A 16,687-nucleotide genomic window follows, 5' to 3' on the forward strand; every position below is an offset into this window, starting at 1 on the left:
CACATTTTCCATAGCAGGATTAACATATGCTCTTATAACTCTAGCTAGTCCAGTGATATTTTCACTAAGGACCGGGTTTCTTTTATGTGGCATAGCAGACGAACCTTTTTGACCTTTAGAGAAAAACTCTTCCGCTTCATATACTTCCGTTCTTTGAAAATGTCTGATATTAACGGCGATTTTTTCGACGGTTGAAGCAATAAGACCCAAAGTAGAAGCCAGTCTTGCGTATCTGTCTCTTTGAATTACCTGGTTTGAAATAGGTGCGGGTTTTAGTCCCAAAAATTCACATGTAAGTTCTTCAAGTTCAATTGGAGCATGAGCGAAATTACCCATAGCACCGCTTATTTTACCTACACTGATTACCTCTAGCGTTTCTTCAAGGTTTTTAAGATGTCTTTTCATTTCATCGTACCAGATTGACAAAACAAGTCCGAATGTAATAGGTTCACCGTGAATACCGTGGCTTCTTCCGACCATAAGCGTATATTTATGCTCCATGGCTCTTTTTTTGATTGATTCCATTACCATTTTAACATCATCGATAATGATTTTAAGTGAGTCTCTCATCTGAAGCGCTACTGCGGTATCGATAGTGTCGCTTGAAGTCATACCGTAGTGAACCCATCTGCTCTCTTCGCCCAAACTTTCAGCTACGCTTGTTAAAAACGCTATAACGTCGTGTTTTGTTTCTCTTTCGATTTCATCGATTCTTTTAATGTCAAATTTTGCGTTTTGCTCTATTTTTCTGGCATCTTCGTCAGGAATAAGCCCAAGTTTGTTCCATGCTTTAACAGCCGCTATTTCTACATCAAGCCATGCTTTATATTTTGCATTCATATCCCAAAGTTTTTTCATTTCTTCCCTAGCATATCTTTCAACCATACCCTGCCTTTTTTAATGTAATTGTATCAAATTAACTTAGTTGTGCTATAATTCACTAAAAAAGGTGACTAATGCCTGATTTAGGATTTAACGAAATTTTATTTATAGCCATAATTGCGGTTATTGTTCTAGGTCCTGACAAACTGCCGGAAGCAATGGTTCAAGTAGGAAGATTCGTCGGAAAACTTAAAAAAATGTGGAGAGACGCAACTGCTGATATCAGAAGAGAACTTGAACTTGAGGAAATGAAAGAAGAAATGGAAAAATATAAAAAACAGCTTCAAGATTTACAAAAAAAAGTAGACAGTGACGTGGGAGCTATCAATCAGGGACTGACAAGCTTAGATGATTTAACCGCAATGGGAAAAAAGAAAGATTATTCGGATATGCTTAAATAATGGGTTTTATTGTTAAAGAGTTTTTAATAAATGATGAAAAAATTCTTGATTTTTTAGTTAAAAAACTCGGATTTAATGTCAGAGAAGCCAAAAGAGCCATTGACAGAGGAAGAGTTTCCGTCAATGATAAAAGAGTTACGAAAAAAAGCGCCCGAGCAAGCGGCAAATTAAAATGCATTGTTTTTGAGCCCAACGGATACGGACTAAAACCTATATTTGAAACAGCCCATTTTGCAATATTCGACAAACCAAGCGGCGTAGCAATACATCCTAAAAAACTTGCCAATACAAAAAGCCTGCTTGATGATGTAAGAGCGTTGTGGGGTAATGATGCAAACCTGGTCCATCGTTTGGATAAAGAGACTAGCGGACTCGTCATGGCCAGTAAAAATAAATTCAGCGAAAGCGTATTAAAAAAATCTTTCCAAGACAAAGAAATACAAAAAAAATATCTTGCTTTAATAAACGGTCATTTAAACAAAGAAATAACCATTAAAAAACCTATAGCCGTAAACAAAGATGAAAATATAAAAGTAAAAGTTATGATTCATCCTGAAGGAAAAGAATCAATAACAATAATAAAACCTATAAAAAAAATTGGAAACAAAACTCTCGTAGAATGCATTCCCTTAACGGGCAGACAGCATCAGATAAGAGTTCATCTGTACAGTATAGGACATCCGATAGTAGGAGACCCTCTATACGGAGTAGACAATGATTTTGCCGACAGATATCTAAATAAACTTATTACCAAAGAAGAAAGAATTGTAAAAACCGGAGCCGAACGATTAATGCTTCATGCATATTATCTTGAATTTATGTTTATGAATAACAAATACGTAATTACAAGCAGATCTTTTGAAAAAGAATTAAGCGAAAATTAAGCTTTTTTAGTTATAATTCAAACTCAATTTCCCCTCCTTAAAAGTTTAAAACCTCCTCTACAAGGCCGATTCGGCCTGTTTAGGTTTTTTTATTTACAGTGTCTGTCACTTTATTATATTAAGATACTCAAATATTATTCTTAAACTGTTAGAATTAATTCATGAAAACTATCCTAATGACAAAGCAATAGGATATAAATTAGGAGACTTTAGAGGGATTGTCGTGACTGCAATTCCTCAAGAGGCTATTCAATAGCCTTTTTTTTATTTTTCTTAAAATCTTAGCGCCTGACACTAAATTTATAAATTTCAAATTTTCTTTTTTTCAATGGAGCGGGCTACGGGATTCGAACCCGCGACCTCCACCTTGGCAAGGTGGCGCTCTAGCCAGCTGAGCTAAGCCCGCAAAGTGCCTGGCACTGTAAAAGCATACTTAAATGGCTCCGGCGAGAGGACTCGAACCTCTGACCCGACGGTTAACAGCCGTCTGCTCTACCGACTGAGCTACGCCGGAATGCGGATTGAAATTATAACAAAAATTCAAAACTTTGCAAGTATTATTTTTTGTCTAATTTTTTTAAATACCAGTATATTGCCGGAAAACCGGCTAATATTTCTATAAAAATGGTAGCTATTCTGCTTCCGATACTACCATGAAAAACATAAGCAATTAAACCGATAACCGGAGTTACTATAATTAAAGCTCTCCAAAGAACAGAGAAATAAATTTTAATATATTTAAAAAATCTGTTCTTTGCTTTGACTTCAATTCCAAACTGTTCAAAAAAATATCCTACCGCAAATATGCTGAATATAATAGTAACTGCAAAAATAGTTATAAAAATTTCTTTCATATAAAAAAACAGATGCCAGTAAACTAACAACACCTCGAATATCATAAAGTCCGCAATTATAACAAACAGCATAAAAATCGCTATTTTCAGCCAAAGATTAAAAGCTTTTTTTAACATAAACATCCTTTTAAAGCAATATTTTACTATCGCAAGTATCTTATAATAAATTATAATTCTATTATATTATTTTAAGGTTAATCATGATTGAATTTAAAAACAAACTTACCTATATTGAAAATAAAAATCAAAATACCGAATTTAAACCCCATTTTCATCAGACATATTCATTTGCACTGATAACAAACGGGGAATGTGAAGTCATGTTTAACAGTAAAAAAATTACTTATAAAAAAAACGATTTTAGAATTATCAATCCTTATGAAGTCCATTATGTAACAAAAGGAATATGGGAATATAAAAGTATCGTTTTAGATACGGATACAGTTAATGAAATCACCTATGAAATAGCCAATAAAAAAAATTTAATTTTCGAAAATAAAATAAATTCCAAAGAACTTAACGGTTATTTTATAAAAATGTACAACAATCAGGAAGAATCCATCTATTTTTTCTTTGAAAAACTGCTTATTTACAGCAGACAGACAATTCATCTTCCGGAAAAAAAACTGCAATCCTCTTTGGAATACATAAACAGCCGTTTTACAGATAAAATTATCCTAGAAGATCTCGCGGCTTTAGAAAATTTAAGTAAATACCATTTTTTAAGACTTTTTAAAAACCAAACGGGACTTACACCCCATCAATATATAATAATCAAAAGATTAAATTACGCGATAGAGCTTATGAAAAAAGAAAAAAACCTGTCTATCGTGGCAACACTTGCGGGTTTTAGCGATCAAAGCCATTTTATAAAAGAATTTAAAAAAGTATTCGGTTTTACACCTAAACACTGATTTTGCAACTGAGTTGCATTTTTGATATAATTTTATTATGAATTGTCAAAACATAGAAAATCTTAAAAAAACGGAACTTAAAATAGCTTTATTGTTAGAAGAAAAACATCTGCTTAGTGCAAAAGAGTTGCAGGATTTTCTTGACGTAGACAAAGCAACCATATACAGAAACTTAAAACATCTGCTTAAAAAAAACACCATAAGGGAAATAAAAAACAGTGAAGGTATAGGTTATTACGAACTGAACTGTAAAATCCACAATCCAATCCATCCCCACTTTGAATGCAGAATATGCAAGAAAATATTTTGTCTTAAACCTTTTAACGCCGAAGATATTTTAAGTCTTTCCAATTACAGCGAATACGATATTGAAGAGATAGAAGTTATTTTTAAAGGAATATGCGATGAATGCAAAGAAGTTAAAAATGAAAAGTGAAAAGTTAAAAACATTATTAATTATGTTTTTTATGACACCGCTTTTTGCGTTGAATATAAGTGTTACGATACTGCCTCAAAAAGGCGTTGTTAAGGCAATAGGAGGAGACAAGGTAAGCGTAAACGTAATGGTTCCTCCGGGAAATTCGCCGGCAACTTATTCTCCCAACTTCAAACAGCTCAAAGAACTAAAAAAATCAGATATCTATTTTACTGTTGGAGTGCCGTTTGATAAAAAATATATTTCAAAAATTAAAGAAATAAATCCGCAAATCGAAATTATCGATTTCGGAAAATATCTTAAAAAAGACTCCAATCCCCACATTTGGCTGAGCCCGGCACTGCTGCAGCTTGAATCAAAAGCAGTTTTAGACACTTTATTAAAACATGATCCTAAAAATAAAGACTTCTATCTGAAAAATTATGAAACATATATCAGCAAGCTTGCAAAACTTGAAACCAAAGGCTTTAACAATATTCATCAAAAAGCATTTATTACCTTTCATCCTTCATTTCACTATTTTGCAAAAGATTTTATGATCAAGGAAATTGCCATTCAAAAAGAAGGCAAAAGCCCAAGCTTCGCATATTTAGCAAAAATTATAAAACTGGCAAAAGAAGACCGTGTGAAAACTGTGATAATTTCACCTGAATTCCCGACTAAATACGCAAAAATCGTTGCTTCTAAAATTGGCGCCGAAGTTGTTGTGATTTCTCCGTTAAATGAAAAACCTTCGGTTACAATAAATCGGCTTATAGAGGTTTTGAAATGAATGCACTGGACGTAAAAAACCTTTATTTTCAATATGATAAAGAAACGGTGCTGGAAAATATAAATTTTTCTCTTAAAGATAAAGAGTTTATGGCAATCATAGGTCCTAACGGCGGAGGGAAAACCACTCTTTTAAAACTGATCTTAGGTTTTTTAAAACCGACAAAAGGCGAAATTTTCATATACGGAAAAAAACCTGAAAAAGTAAAAGAAATAATCGGATATGTACCTCAGCATACAAATTTTTCACTTGATATTCCTATTACGGTTTTTGACATAGTTTTGCAGGGAAGACTGAAAAAAGGAAAATTTTTTTACAATAAAAAAGATAAAGAAAAAGCGATGAAAACTTTACAAACCCTTAAAATAGAACATTTTGCCGACAGAAAAATAAAAGACCTTTCAGGGGGACAAAGACAAAAAGTTTTAATAGCAAGAGCGCTTGTAAGCGAACCTGAAATAATAATCATGGATGAACCGACAAGCGCAATCGACCCTGCGGGACAGCAGGAAATACTCGATTTAATAGAAAGTCTTGATATTACAAGAATTGTTGTCAGTCACGATATAAAAATACTTCTCAGAAAAGTGGACAAAATCGCCTTTATAAATAAAAAAGCGGTAATTCACGAGGGGCCTAAACTAAATATTCCTAAAGACAAACATTTCTGTGAAGTTGAACTTATAGAATTTTTAAAGGAAGAATCGTGTGGGATTTAATATCTAATTCGGTATATGCCGGAGCGCTTTTAAGCATAGCGATAGGAATTATCGGAAGTCTGATAGTTATAAACAAAGCCACAGCCATTACCGGAAGTATCGCACACGGAAGTTTCGGAGGAATAGGTATAGGCATTTTTCTTGGAGTCAATATACTGCTTTCAACAACACTCTTTACTCTGCTTCTTGCTTTTATACTGTCATTCATAGCAATATACTACCGTCACAGGCTCGATAGTCTTATAGGTGTTATATGGGCGATAGGAATGAGTATAGGTATTATTTTCCTAAATTTAACACCTGGATACAATGCCGACGCTCTAAGCTATCTGTTTGGAAACATTCTTCTTATTGAAAACAAAGACTTGATAATTATGTCAGCAATAGACGTTTTACTGATTGTATCCGTAATTTTTCTCTATAACAGATTTCTTGCAATGAGCTACGATATGGAATTTTTAAAGGTAAGAGGCGTTAACGCTAATATTTTATATACTTATTTTTTAATTTTAACGTCTCTGACCGTCGTTATGAGCGTTAAATCTATAGGTATTATTTTAATTCTGGCCCTTTTTACCATACCTCCTTTAATAGCGGAAAAATTTACCAAAAAATTCTATCAGATGATAATTTTAAGCTCCATCCTTTCCGCGGTATTTATAACAGCGGGTATTATTATCAGCTATTTTTACGATTTGGCACCGACACCGATTATCGTTATACTTGCTGCCGCGGGACTTTTTTTGAGTATGTTTAGGAAAAGGTAAAAAGGTATTTTTCAATTAGAACTTGCTCATTTAATAGGCCATAAATCTGTAAGTATAGTTTCATGTGCGAAAATTTATCATAAAAAACAACACTTCAATATAATTCATTTAATACAGATTGCAAAAGCACTTAACGTCGACATCTGCGATTTTTTTGAAGAAATTTCTTCTAAAGTTTAGCAGTCATTTCGGCAGGAGTCAGAATTTTCACTTTTGATGTTTTAAAGCCTTTTTTATCTCTTGTAACTATATAATCTATACCTTTCATATATGCGCTTGAATAAACAATGCTGTCTTCAAAATCGTTAAAACTGCTATTTAGCGCTTCAAGCAAAACCGCTTTGTTAACCTCGGCTATTTCAAACAGTTTTAAAAGTTTATATACTATTTCATCCGCCGTTTTTTTATTAAGAGACTTTGAAGTTAAATAATGTATTGTATTTATACTTGAAGCACATAAAAAACCTTCAATCTTTTTATTTTCAACTGCACTGAAAATTTTATACATTTCTTCAAAAAACGGCTCTCTTTGTAAGAAGAAATCGAGAACGACATTTATATCAAGTAATATTTTCATAAATATTTTTCTTCCAAATGTTTTTTATAATCTTCAATTTTTACATCTTTTAAAATTCCTGCCAAAGAATCGGTAATAGGAGCGGATTGATTTTTTTCAAGTAGTGATTTAAAAAATTCATTAACTATTGCTGATACACTCGTATTTTTCTTTTTTGCATATTTTTTTATTTTTTCAATAAGTTCTTTATCACTGTAAAGAGTAATTTTTGCATTCATTTTAATCCTTGTTGTATAGTTTATTTATTATTATACGACAATTTTAGTATAATTTCAACAAAAAAGGAAAACCTTGTATCTTGTAAGCGAAGAGCGTCTTGAAAAAATGAAAAGTATTTTAAACACCCGTCAAAATACCCTGAGGGTTTTTATGGATTATGTATTCTCATCACATAACCTCTCGGCAATCGTCAGAACATGCGATGCCGTAAATGTAGGAAAGCTTTACTACAGACATCAGAGAAAAGTTAGACTTAACAACGAAATAACAATGGGTGCGCATAAATGGATATTTCACGAATATGTTGAAGATATTGAGGAATTTTATAAAAGCATTAAAAAAGAAGGCTATCAGGTGGTAGTAACGCTGCTTGATGAGGAAACGGTCGATTTCAGGGAAGTTGATTATACAAAACCGACCTTAATAGTATTAGGCAACGAAGTGGACGGTGCAAGCGACATAAGTATAAAATACGCAGATAAAAAAGTAATAATCCCGATGTACGGAATGAGCCAGAGTCTTAACGTATCCGTAGCAAATGCGGTCATTTTGTATGAAGCTCAACGCCAAAGAGCCGCAAAAGGCATGTATGACACTCCTTCACTGCCTCAGGAACTGATTGAAAAAACCCTTAAAAAATGGGCATATGACGATATTATAGAAAAAGAGCTGAGAAGAGTAAGACACAAACCCAAAAATTAATTATTGAGTGTCCAGCTCTTTCCATGCTTTATTTGCATCCTGTTTTTGCATTTGTATGGAATTGGCTTTATTTACTTCCTGCTTGGAACTGCATCCCGTAATAAAAAAAAGAACACAGATACCAAATAAAATTTTTTTCATTCTAATCCTTTATAATTAATGTAATCCGTCTGTTTTTGGTGTAAATTTTAAGTTTTTTATTATTTTTGCCGGAAATATTGAGATAAAGGGTATTGGCGTCTTTATAACCGATTTTGTTAATGGTAAGCCCTCTTCTGAATTCATATTTTAAATCGGAAAGTTTATCGTTTTTATTTAAAGGTTTAAAATAAATCAGGTATGTAATATTCGGTTTTATATAATATTTTCCTTTATTGCCTATTACGTTAATTACAGGGATATATTTATCCTCCACTTCAAAAGACCATTTATAACTTTTGATTTTACCGTCTATTACAAAATCGGCTTCGACATTGTATTTTGCTCCGTATTCCAGTCTTTGCAGCGGAAATAAAACAAAATCGGTTTTTTTAAGCATATGATTTTCGTCGGTTTCAGATGTAATTATTTTAACATCGTTAACAGGCATTTTCCCTTTATACAGAGTAAATGTAATAAGCTGTATTTTCTTGTTTTTATAATAATACGGATTAAAGCTTATACTTACAGGATAACCGCAGACTCCATAATCCGGAAGAGGATCGGGTATTTCATCATAAAAAACAGGCGGAGTGTTTTTCATACCGTTATACGGCCAGAACACAACTTTGGGATTATTCTGCATATTTGCAATATATACTTCTTTTGGAATTATTTTATTTTTATCCCTGCAAAGACCTGCAAACCCGCTGTTAAATTTTTCCAAATTATCACAGGCTTCACTAATATATTTATTTCCCATATCATATACATAAATATCGTTTAAACGGTAATAGCCTATTTCGTTAATATTAAAATTCAAAAAAGCAAGTCTGTGATATATTGCACTGAACAAATCTTTAACAGATTCTTTATAGCTTTTTTCTCCTTTTGAAATATTTTCAATAACAAACCTGGAAGGATAACCGCAGCTCATTGCCCTGTCAGCCGGAGTAACGCCGGCGAATCTGTATCCGTATTTTTTTTCGTAATGAGAAAATTCATTGTTTTTAAACATATATTTTGCATGCAGTTTTGCGGCAAAATCCAAAGAAGGATTATCTTCCAATGAGTTCAAACCCACAGCGCTTCTGTATTCGTTTATAATAAAAAGAGGATTGGCAAAAAGAAAAACGGCTAAAAAGATTATAATCTTTTTCAAAACTCTATCACCCTTCCGACGCCTCCGGGAATGTAATTTTCCCCGTAAGCGTCTTTAAACATTTCAATAGCCCTGTCACCGCTGCAATGCGTAGGAGTTACGTATTCTACACCCAAGCTTTTAAGCTCTCTTATAGTTTCGGTTATTTCTGCTTCAGGGCTTCTCATAAGATGGAATCCTCCTAAAGCATACAATACGGGCTTATTCAGCATTTCTATTGCCCTTTTTACAATATTTACGATTCCCGGATGCGCACATCCGGTCACAACCACGCTAAATTCCCCCTCGTCAATCACAAGACTCTGCTCTCCCACAGGCTCCATTACGCCCGTAGTGTAAAAACTTCCAAAAAGTTTCTTAGGATTACTGTCCGCTACAATTGTTTCACGTGAAAGCGTCTTTAAATCCCTTATATAAAGCTTTGAAAGTGAATTAGGAAGTATCAGGCTCATTTTTCTGTTTACGTCCACAATACTGTCGATTCCGCCTATATGATCCCAGTGAGGATGAGATATAAAAAGGTATTTAAATTCATTAATATCAAATCCCATTTTTGCTATGTTTCTTACAAGCGCACGCCCGTTGCTTCCCGTATCAAAAAGAAAATAGTCATTGATTACACACGAAAACCCCCAAAAACTTTCCAGTTTTTCGTTTGCTATGTAATTGTCAAATACTATGCTGAACTGCATTTTTTACCTTTGTTTTTTCATATTTTAGCACAACCGTCTAAAGCATAATAGACAGTTTAAACTTTTTTTTAATTATAAAGCAAACTTTTATATGCACTTAACGGTATTATTGCAATTTTTCGGTTGAAATGTAAGGGTTATAAAAAAAAGAAAGGGCGGGAGTTTTTATATAGTTTTTAAATACGATTGGCTGATTTTCATTCTTACATATATCTGTGTTTGCCTGTTTTAATAAAAAGCACTGAAAATTCTTCCCAGTCATAAAGATGAATTAAAATTCCGAGCTTATCATCGGCTATACAGGTTGAGCCTGTTGCGCTTGTCTTCCAAAAGTTATAAAACGGCAGTTTTTTAATGTCTTCCTCTCTCACATAGTCCTGATTATCAATATTATATACTTTTAATCCAAAATAAGTTGTTCTTTCTTTATTGTTAGAAGACATTTGCAACCTTTTTATAATTTTGTTGGAATAATTATAATATATTTTTTTCGTTGGACTATTTTATGAAAAGCTGGATTATCTTGTGAGAATTACGTATCTTTATTCTTCCGCCAAGCCCAAATTTTTAAGTCTTTTTTTAATGCTTTTCCAAAGCATTTTATGATTATCGGGAAAAAGCATATTTATAACTTCATCGTCAAGCGCATATTTCCAAACGACTTCGGGAGTAAATATAGTATTCATTTCATACAAATCCATATGGGTTAGAATTTTTGAAAACCATCTTTTTTTTACGTCTTCGTCTGCGTTGGCGAACATAACTAAAAACTCATCGGGATTTAAACTGCTATCCCACAATATCCTCTCTAACCATTCGGCTATTTCTCTTTGTTTTTCAACGGGCATTTCGGATATATGCCCGAACATCTCTTTAGTTTTTTTTATTTCTTCGGCTGTAGGCATTTATTTAACCGGAAGCCCTATTGACACAGTCCCGTCCGGAAGTCTATATCTATAGTCAGGATCTCTTATAGTTTTTATTTCGGTTTTTATTTCGTATTCCATTTTGTTAAGTCTGTTTAATACGTCTTTGTGGTGTTGGATAAGGTTGTCGCTTATATCAACTTGATTTCTACTTAACATTCTAACCACGTCTCCTCCTAATTCGTCTAACTCATTATGAATATACTCTTTCAGTTTCTCAAATTTTTCCCCGTTGTCGATTAGTCCGGCTATGCCTTTTAGTTTTTCGTCTATTTCGCCCATCAGTTTTTCATCGTTTTTGTCAAGCGCTTTTTTTATAAAATCCGCAAGCGTCATTACGACTTCCTCCGCTAACGCTTTATAAAACTTTTTAGTTTCCTCTTTTGTTTCCTGTGCGTTTTCTTTTGCTTCCTTTACCTCATCCTTCACTTCGGCTAATTCTTTTCTTAACTGCTCGTTTTCGGATATGAGGGAGTCGATTTTGCTGTTTTGTTCTTCCACTTTTTCAAGGATTTTTATTAAAATGTCTTCGTTCATTTTAATTCCTTTATTAAACTTTTACCTGTCCGTCAAACTGCTTTACAGACTCCTGCACAATCTGGTTGTATTTTTCGAAATACCCGTCATACTCTTTTCTGATTTCTTTATATCTTTCTTCAAGACCGTCAATACTGTCAGCCCCGTTAATTCTAATGCTGTTGGATAACTCAAGCGCTTTTTTCTGCAGGGTTTTTATTCTTTCGGCATCTTTAAGTTCTTCTCTCTTAACTGCGATATCCTCATACCAGGCTAGCTGCCCTATGACATCCGCAAGTCCGGCAAGTATTACTTCTGTTTTTAACGAATCCATTATCATTCCTTTAAACAAACTTTTTCTATTATAGCACTTTTTTATTAAAATTCTAAAATTTTATTTTAAATCTTTTTTCCCCTTTACAACTTTAAAAGCTCCGCCGTTGCAGCCGTTTATTCCGAATGTCAGACTATCAAGACTGTCGCCGTAAAGGTTTTCTTTGCATTCAAAATCATTAAACCCGGCTTTTTTCATAAGGTTTATTATATCGTTTTTGGTAAAAAATGTAGCAGGTGCGTAAAATTTGGATTTTGCTTTGTTTTTTTCATACATTCTGCCAAGAGGCGAATCCAGATCAACAAAGGCAACTAAAAGATATCCGCCTTTTTTAAGTGCTCTATAACAATTAGAAATAGTTTTTTCAGGATCTTTTACAAAGCATATTGTCGTCACCATCAATATAAAATCAAATTCATCCTCAAAATCCATCTCTTCAGCCGTGGTTTCAACAACTTTCAAACCTTTGCTTCTTGCGATTTCAGCCATTTTACGGCTCGGTTCTATCCCGAATTTGATACCAAGAGGCGCCGCAAACCTCCCGCTTCCGACTCCCACTTCCATCCCTCTGCCTTTTGGCAAAAGGGTTTTTACGGTTTTAAGCTCTTCTTCATAGATTTCATGATATTTTTCAAACCACTCTTCATAGTCTTTATAATATAAATCAAAAAGGCTCATAAATCCTCTTTTTGTCTGATTATACTAAAAATTCCTAAATTCTACGGGTATTAAGCCTGATATTTTGGAAGTGTCTAATTTTCTTTTTTGAGGACCTATATTTCCTAATGTTTCTTTATCGGATTCGAAGTAGTTTTGAAGGTAATATATGCCTTTGTAGCCTTTATTATGCAGTGTTTTGATTATTTCGTTTATATCGTTTTCATCCAACAAATCTGTATGAACGGTTGTGCGGACTTCAAATTCAACGTTACTCGATATTAAAAAATCAAGTGTTTTTTCGTATCTGTCAAAATGTCTGCTTTTTGTAACGGTTTCAAACTTTTCGGGCGGGGCTTTAAAATCAAGCGCGATATAATCGACAAGATTTTCATCAACCATCTGTTTAATGACGTCAAAATTCAGTCCGTTGGTGTCGAGCTTGATTTCAAAACCCATCTCTTTAATTTTTCTGCTAAAAGGAATAATATTTTTATAAAGCGTGGCTTCACCGCCTGTAAAACTTACACCGTCAAGTAGCCCTACACGCTTTTTCAAAAATTCCAGCACCTCGTCTTCTTCTATCTGTTTTTCCCCAAATACGACGTCTTTGTTATAACAGTAAGGACAGCGCATATTACAGCCGCTAAACCATAAAATCGCACAAAGACGCCCGGGAAAGTCAAGAGAAGAAAACTTTTGAATAGAATAAATACCTAACATTCTTTGAAATAAGTTCTTTCTTTATGCTCTGCTTTTTTACCGATATTAAAACTTTCAACAGGTCTGTGATAACCCATTACTCTTGTATAAACCATGCATTTTTGTCTTTTTTCTTTTACTTTTTCTAAAATTTCTTCTTTTGATAATGTTTTTACTTCCATTCTCTCTCCTTTTATTTATTAAATTTTTCTTTTTCTATTTCTTCTAAAAGCTCTGCATCGCAATACGGACAGTATTCGTGTTCACCGGCAATATAACCGTGTTTCGGACATACCGAAAATACAGGCGTAATAGAAATATACGGCAGTCTGAATCTCGTAATTGCCTTTTTGACGAGGTTTTTTGCCGCTTCTGTGGAGCTAAGTTTTTCGCTCATATACAGATGCAGAACGGTTCCTCCGGTATACATAGTCTGAAGTTCGTCCTGAAGCTCAAGAGCTTCAAAAGGATCATCAGTATAATCGGCAGGCAGCTGAGAAGAGTTAGTATAATAAGGAGCGTCTTCAAAGCCAGCCTGGATCATATTAGGGAATCTTTTTTTGTCTTCTTTTGCAAATCTGTAAGTGGTTCCTTCTGCAGGTGTTGCTTCAAGGTTATAAAGATTTCCTGTTTCTTCCTGATATTTTTTAAGTCTTTCTCTCATAAAATCAAGAATTTCTTTAGCAAATTCAACTCCCCATTCGCTTGCTATGTTTTCTTTGTCGTTAGTAAAGTTTCTAATCATTTCATTCATACCGTTTACACCGATGGTTGAAAAATGATTGTTAAAGCCGGGGAGATATCTTTTCGTATAAGGATAAAGACCTCTTTCATACATTTCCTGAACAAATTTTCTTTTTTTCTCAAGCGTTGATTTGGCGAGATCCATAAGTTCCGTCAGTCTTTCGAGAAGAGCCTGCTTATCTCCTTTATAAAGATATCCGAGTCTTGCCATATTGATAGTCACAACACCTATACTTCCCGTCATTTCAGCACTACCGAAAAGTCCTCCTCCTCTTTTTAATAGTTCTCTTAAATCAAGCTGAAGCCTGCAGCACATACTTCTGACTGCTCCCGGTTCGTATGCGTTAGGATTTCTGACCCTGTTTCCGTTTTCATCAATTATATACTGACTTCCTATAAAATTTTGAAAATAACTGCTTCCGATTCTTGCCGTATTTTCCCAAAGAGCTTTTGCCGCAGGAGAATCCCAGTCAAAATCTTCTGTTATATTAACAGTCGGAATAGGAAACGTAAACGGCTGTCCGATTGCATCCCCTTTTGTCATAACTTCATAAAAAGCTTTTATTATTTCCTGCATTTCAGGCTCAAAATCTTTATACGTAGCATCGGTGAGTTTTTTGATTTTAGGATTTCTTTTTTGTAATTTTTTTAATAGCTCTTCATCTTCAACACCCTCTAAAAGATGTTTGTTGTTGCGTGTAGGAATCTGGTCTTTCAAATCATCGGGCACCGTAAAGTCAATGGTAATATTCGTAAACGGGCTCTGTCCCCAACGTGCCGGTACGTTTAGGTTATATACAAAACTTTCAATCGCTTCTTTAATTTCCCTGTATGAAAGTTTGTCTTTAAATACATAAGGAGCCAGATATGTATCGAAACTGCTAAATGCCTGTGCGCCGGCCCACTCGCTCTGAAGGATTCCAAGGAAATTGGCCATCTGTCCAAGAGCGCTTCTGAAATGTCCCGGAGCTTTTGCCTCAACCCTTCCTCTTACTCCGTTAAACCCTTCATTAAGCAGGTTTCTAAGACTCCATCCCGCACAGTACGGTGCCAAACAGTCAAGATCATGTATATGATAATCTCCGTCTCTGTGCGCTTTTCCTTCGGCAGGAGAATATACTTTGTCAAGCCAGTAATTGGCTATAACCTTCCCCGCGGTATTGTTTATAAGTCCCGCATGAGAATATCCCGTATTTGAGTTGGCGTTTATCCTCCAGTCCTGTTTTGAGATATATTCGTCAATTGTAGTATTACAGTTAATATAAGTCGCTTCTTTATCAAGCAGATTTTCTCTTTGCAATTTATGCAGATGTCTGTAAAGCATAAAATTTTTCATTACGTCAAAATAGCCGTGTTTATACAGTGAGTGCTCTATTAAATCCTGAATATATTCCACTTCCGGAGTTTCGATTTTCTGCAGCTGTTTAATAACTTCTTCAAATACTTGAGGATCATACGAAACATTTGTAGCTTCAAAAGCTTTTTTAATGGCATCTTCTATTTTATAAGGGAAATAGTTCTGAGGAGTACCGTCTCTTTTAATTACTTTTTTCATTTTTACTCCTGAATTTTTATTCAATAATAGGAATTATATATCCTTTTTTTTAATGTAAACTTAAGCAACGCCGGGAGTTCGAGAGTATTTTTATCTTAATAAGAGTTTTTTATCCGATTTTACGGGATAGAAAGAAAAGAAAAAAATTTTAAGATTTTTTTACGCTATAAGAAAATCTTTTACCTGCATACATAGGTTTAACTTCACCTACCATCTGAGGAACAATATACTCCTCTTCAACAAGCACTACCTCTTTTTCAGGCACAGCTAAATCAAAGTTTCTTCTGGCGTTGTCGCTTATGAATTTTTGGAACGTATCATTATCACCGTCAAAAAACTCGGCAAGTGCCGGAAGAATAACAGGTGCGCTGAAAAGTCCGGCGGCGCCTTTTAGTTTGTTTTCTATCGAATGAGGCGCACTGTCGCTTCCAAACATAACTTTTGGATGTCCTGATCGCACAATTTCCTGCAGGGCATCCCTGTCTTTTGGCGTTTTAACCACCGGTTTACAGAAATTATGAGGATTTAAACTTCCTCCTATTAAATCGTCAAGCGTTAAAAGCAGATGATGAAGTGTCACCGTTGCATAAAGATTATCATGTTTATCTAAAAGATCTGCAAGATTATATGTGGAAATATGTTCCATTATGATTTTAAGATTAGGAAAATCACTGGCAAGTTTTTCATATACGACTGCAAACTCTCTTTCCCTGTCAAGCACAAAACCGTTTGTTTCGCCGTGAACCGAAAGAGGAATACCGAGTTCTTGCATAATTTCCAAAACAGGATATACGTTTTCAATCGATTTTACACCTGCTTCGCTGTTAGTCGTTATACCTGCCGGATAAAGTTTCACAGCAAAAATATCGTCTTTTAAATCTTCTAACTCTTCTTTTGTATATTCTCTCATAAAAACATTCATAAGAGGCGTAAAATTTTCACTGTTTTGCAAAATTTCTTCCCTGTATCCTTCAAGTCTTTCTCTGTTATCAACAGGGGGAACTAAATTTGGCATAACAACGGCCGCCGCAAACTGATTATACGTATAAGGTATTACATCTCGCAGCATTTTGCCTTCTCGCAGATGCAGATGCATATCAATAGGAGTATTCAAAGTAATCATCGGAAGCCTTT

24 protein-coding genes and 2 tRNA genes (1 of these 26 only partly in view) are annotated in these 16,687 nt (G+C 34.3%); 8 read left to right on the top strand and 18 right to left on the bottom strand.

Features of this window, described 5'->3' with window-relative positions:
- Positions 1 to 885 carry the 5' portion of an adenylosuccinate lyase gene (gene purB / locus C3L23_RS09220; RefSeq protein ID WP_127682003.1) on the bottom strand. The gene continues 447 nt to the left of window position 1, outside the view, so 885 of the gene's 1,332 nt are visible here — the first part of the coding sequence; the start codon lies at positions 883 to 885; its stop codon lies off the left edge, out of view.
- A gap of 71 nt (positions 886 to 956) precedes the next feature.
- Here purB and tatB point away from each other — a divergent pair, with 71 nt between their 5' ends.
- Both tatB and C3L23_RS09230 read left to right on the top strand, forming a co-directional pair.
- Positions 957 to 1,283, top strand: a complete 327-nt coding sequence (gene tatB, locus C3L23_RS09225) for a Sec-independent protein translocase protein TatB (RefSeq protein ID WP_127682005.1) — start codon at positions 957 to 959, stop codon at positions 1,281 to 1,283.
- Positions 1,283 to 2,167 (top strand): RluA family pseudouridine synthase, encoded by an 885-nt coding sequence (locus C3L23_RS09230; RefSeq protein WP_127682007.1) that lies wholly within the window; start codon positions 1,283 to 1,285, stop codon positions 2,165 to 2,167. Before tatB ends, C3L23_RS09230 begins: the two co-directional genes overlap by 1 nt.
- A 329-nt stretch (positions 2,168 to 2,496) precedes the next feature.
- On the opposite strand, the gene C3L23_RS09235 is transcribed toward C3L23_RS09230, so the two are convergent.
- From C3L23_RS09235 to C3L23_RS09245, 3 genes are all read right to left on the bottom strand, one after another.
- Positions 2,497 to 2,573, bottom strand: a tRNA-Gly gene (locus C3L23_RS09235).
- 32 nt (positions 2,574 to 2,605) lie between these two features.
- Positions 2,606 to 2,681 (bottom strand) — tRNA-Asn (locus tag C3L23_RS09240).
- Between the two features lie 43 nt (positions 2,682 to 2,724).
- Entirely contained in the window at positions 2,725 to 3,138 is a 414-nt protein-coding gene (locus C3L23_RS09245; RefSeq protein WP_127682009.1) for a hypothetical protein, read from the bottom strand.
- Between the two features lie 83 nt (positions 3,139 to 3,221).
- Here C3L23_RS09245 and C3L23_RS09250 point away from each other — a divergent pair, with 83 nt between their 5' ends.
- Genes C3L23_RS09250 through C3L23_RS09270 form a run of 5 tightly spaced genes read left to right on the top strand, consistent with a single transcriptional unit; the run spans position 3,222 to position 6,629 of the window.
- Complete coding sequence (locus C3L23_RS09250) at positions 3,222 to 3,935, top strand: AraC family transcriptional regulator (protein WP_127682011.1); 714 nt, start codon at positions 3,222 to 3,224, stop codon at positions 3,933 to 3,935.
- Positions 3,936 to 3,972: 37 nt separating this feature from the next.
- Complete coding sequence (locus C3L23_RS09255; RefSeq protein WP_127682013.1) at positions 3,973 to 4,371, top strand: Fur family transcriptional regulator; 399 nt, start codon at positions 3,973 to 3,975, stop codon at positions 4,369 to 4,371.
- Positions 4,340 to 5,143: a metal ABC transporter solute-binding protein, Zn/Mn family gene (locus tag C3L23_RS09260; RefSeq protein WP_127682015.1), complete on the top strand. Its 804-nt coding sequence runs from the start codon at positions 4,340 to 4,342 to the stop codon at positions 5,141 to 5,143. The genes C3L23_RS09255 and C3L23_RS09260 overlap by 32 nt, the downstream gene beginning before the upstream one ends.
- Positions 5,140 to 5,862, top strand: a complete 723-nt coding sequence (locus C3L23_RS09265) for a metal ABC transporter ATP-binding protein (protein WP_127682017.1) — start codon at positions 5,140 to 5,142, stop codon at positions 5,860 to 5,862. Before C3L23_RS09260 ends, C3L23_RS09265 begins: the two co-directional genes overlap by 4 nt.
- Positions 5,850 to 6,629 carry a metal ABC transporter permease gene (locus C3L23_RS09270; protein WP_127682019.1) on the top strand — a complete coding sequence of 260 codons (780 nt, stop codon included), beginning with the start codon at positions 5,850 to 5,852 and terminating at the stop codon, positions 6,627 to 6,629. The genes C3L23_RS09265 and C3L23_RS09270 overlap by 13 nt, the downstream gene beginning before the upstream one ends.
- Positions 6,630 to 6,798: 169 nt before the next feature.
- Here the strand turns inward: C3L23_RS09270 and C3L23_RS09275 are convergent, their stop codons facing one another.
- Both C3L23_RS09275 and C3L23_RS09280 read right to left on the bottom strand, forming a co-directional pair.
- A complete protein-coding gene (locus C3L23_RS09275; RefSeq protein WP_127682021.1) occupies positions 6,799 to 7,206 on the bottom strand; it encodes a PIN domain-containing protein in 408 nt (135 codons plus the stop codon).
- Positions 7,203 to 7,424 (bottom strand): DUF6364 family protein, encoded by a 222-nt coding sequence (locus tag C3L23_RS09280; protein ID WP_127682023.1) that lies wholly within the window; start codon positions 7,422 to 7,424, stop codon positions 7,203 to 7,205. The genes C3L23_RS09275 and C3L23_RS09280 overlap by 4 nt, the downstream gene beginning before the upstream one ends.
- Before the next feature lie 151 nt (positions 7,425 to 7,575).
- Here C3L23_RS09280 and C3L23_RS09285 point away from each other — a divergent pair, with 151 nt between their 5' ends.
- Entirely contained in the window at positions 7,576 to 8,127 is a 552-nt protein-coding gene (locus C3L23_RS09285) for a TrmH family RNA methyltransferase (protein ID WP_246831069.1), read from the top strand.
- On the opposite strand, the gene C3L23_RS09525 is transcribed toward C3L23_RS09285, so the two are convergent.
- The 12 genes from C3L23_RS09525 to pyrC form a co-directional block, all read right to left on the bottom strand.
- Positions 8,128 to 8,268 carry a lipoprotein gene (locus tag C3L23_RS09525; protein ID WP_168175745.1) on the bottom strand — a complete coding sequence of 47 codons (141 nt, stop codon included), beginning with the start codon at positions 8,266 to 8,268 and terminating at the stop codon, positions 8,128 to 8,130.
- Between the two features lies 1 nt (position 8,269).
- Positions 8,270 to 9,427, bottom strand: a complete 1,158-nt coding sequence (locus C3L23_RS09290) for a CAP domain-containing protein (RefSeq protein WP_127682027.1) — start codon at positions 9,425 to 9,427, stop codon at positions 8,270 to 8,272.
- Positions 9,424 to 10,119 carry an MBL fold metallo-hydrolase gene (locus C3L23_RS09295; RefSeq protein WP_127682029.1) on the bottom strand — a complete coding sequence of 232 codons (696 nt, stop codon included), beginning with the start codon at positions 10,117 to 10,119 and terminating at the stop codon, positions 9,424 to 9,426. Before C3L23_RS09295 ends, C3L23_RS09290 begins: the two co-directional genes overlap by 4 nt.
- A 203-nt stretch (positions 10,120 to 10,322) precedes the next feature.
- Entirely contained in the window at positions 10,323 to 10,562 is a 240-nt protein-coding gene (locus C3L23_RS09300) for a hypothetical protein (RefSeq protein WP_127682031.1), read from the bottom strand.
- Positions 10,563 to 10,661: 99 nt separating this feature from the next.
- Complete coding sequence (locus tag C3L23_RS09305; RefSeq protein ID WP_127682033.1) at positions 10,662 to 11,024, bottom strand: hypothetical protein; 363 nt, start codon at positions 11,022 to 11,024, stop codon at positions 10,662 to 10,664.
- Entirely contained in the window at positions 11,025 to 11,582 is a 558-nt protein-coding gene (locus C3L23_RS09310) for a hypothetical protein (protein WP_127682035.1), read from the bottom strand. It lies immediately after the preceding gene.
- A gap of 13 nt (positions 11,583 to 11,595) precedes the next feature.
- Entirely contained in the window at positions 11,596 to 11,895 is a 300-nt protein-coding gene (locus tag C3L23_RS09315; RefSeq protein ID WP_127682037.1) for a hypothetical protein, read from the bottom strand.
- A gap of 60 nt (positions 11,896 to 11,955) precedes the next feature.
- Positions 11,956 to 12,573 (bottom strand): class I SAM-dependent methyltransferase, encoded by a 618-nt coding sequence (locus C3L23_RS09320; RefSeq protein ID WP_127682039.1) that lies wholly within the window; start codon positions 12,571 to 12,573, stop codon positions 11,956 to 11,958.
- 24 nt (positions 12,574 to 12,597) lie between these two features.
- Positions 12,598 to 13,275, bottom strand: coding sequence for an anaerobic ribonucleoside-triphosphate reductase activating protein (locus C3L23_RS09325; RefSeq protein ID WP_127682041.1), 678 nt, complete (start codon positions 13,273 to 13,275; stop codon positions 12,598 to 12,600).
- Positions 13,269 to 13,436 (bottom strand): anaerobic ribonucleoside-triphosphate reductase, encoded by a 168-nt coding sequence (gene nrdD / locus C3L23_RS09330; protein WP_127682043.1) that lies wholly within the window; start codon positions 13,434 to 13,436, stop codon positions 13,269 to 13,271. Before nrdD ends, C3L23_RS09325 begins: the two co-directional genes overlap by 7 nt.
- A gap of 11 nt (positions 13,437 to 13,447) precedes the next feature.
- Entirely contained in the window at positions 13,448 to 15,553 is a 2,106-nt protein-coding gene (locus C3L23_RS09335) for a ribonucleoside triphosphate reductase (protein WP_127682045.1), read from the bottom strand.
- Between the two features lie 148 nt (positions 15,554 to 15,701).
- The gene (gene pyrC / locus C3L23_RS09340; protein ID WP_127682047.1) at positions 15,702 to 16,676 is read right to left on the bottom strand and encodes a dihydroorotase; all 975 of its coding nucleotides are present in this window, start codon (positions 16,674 to 16,676) and stop codon (positions 15,702 to 15,704) included.
- Positions 16,677 to 16,687 lie beyond the last annotated feature (11 nt).

Origin of the sequence: Nautilia sp. PV-1 (assembly GCF_004006315.1) — a bacterium.
GTDB lineage: Bacteria > Campylobacterota > Campylobacteria > Campylobacterales > Nautiliaceae > Nautilia > Nautilia profundicola_A.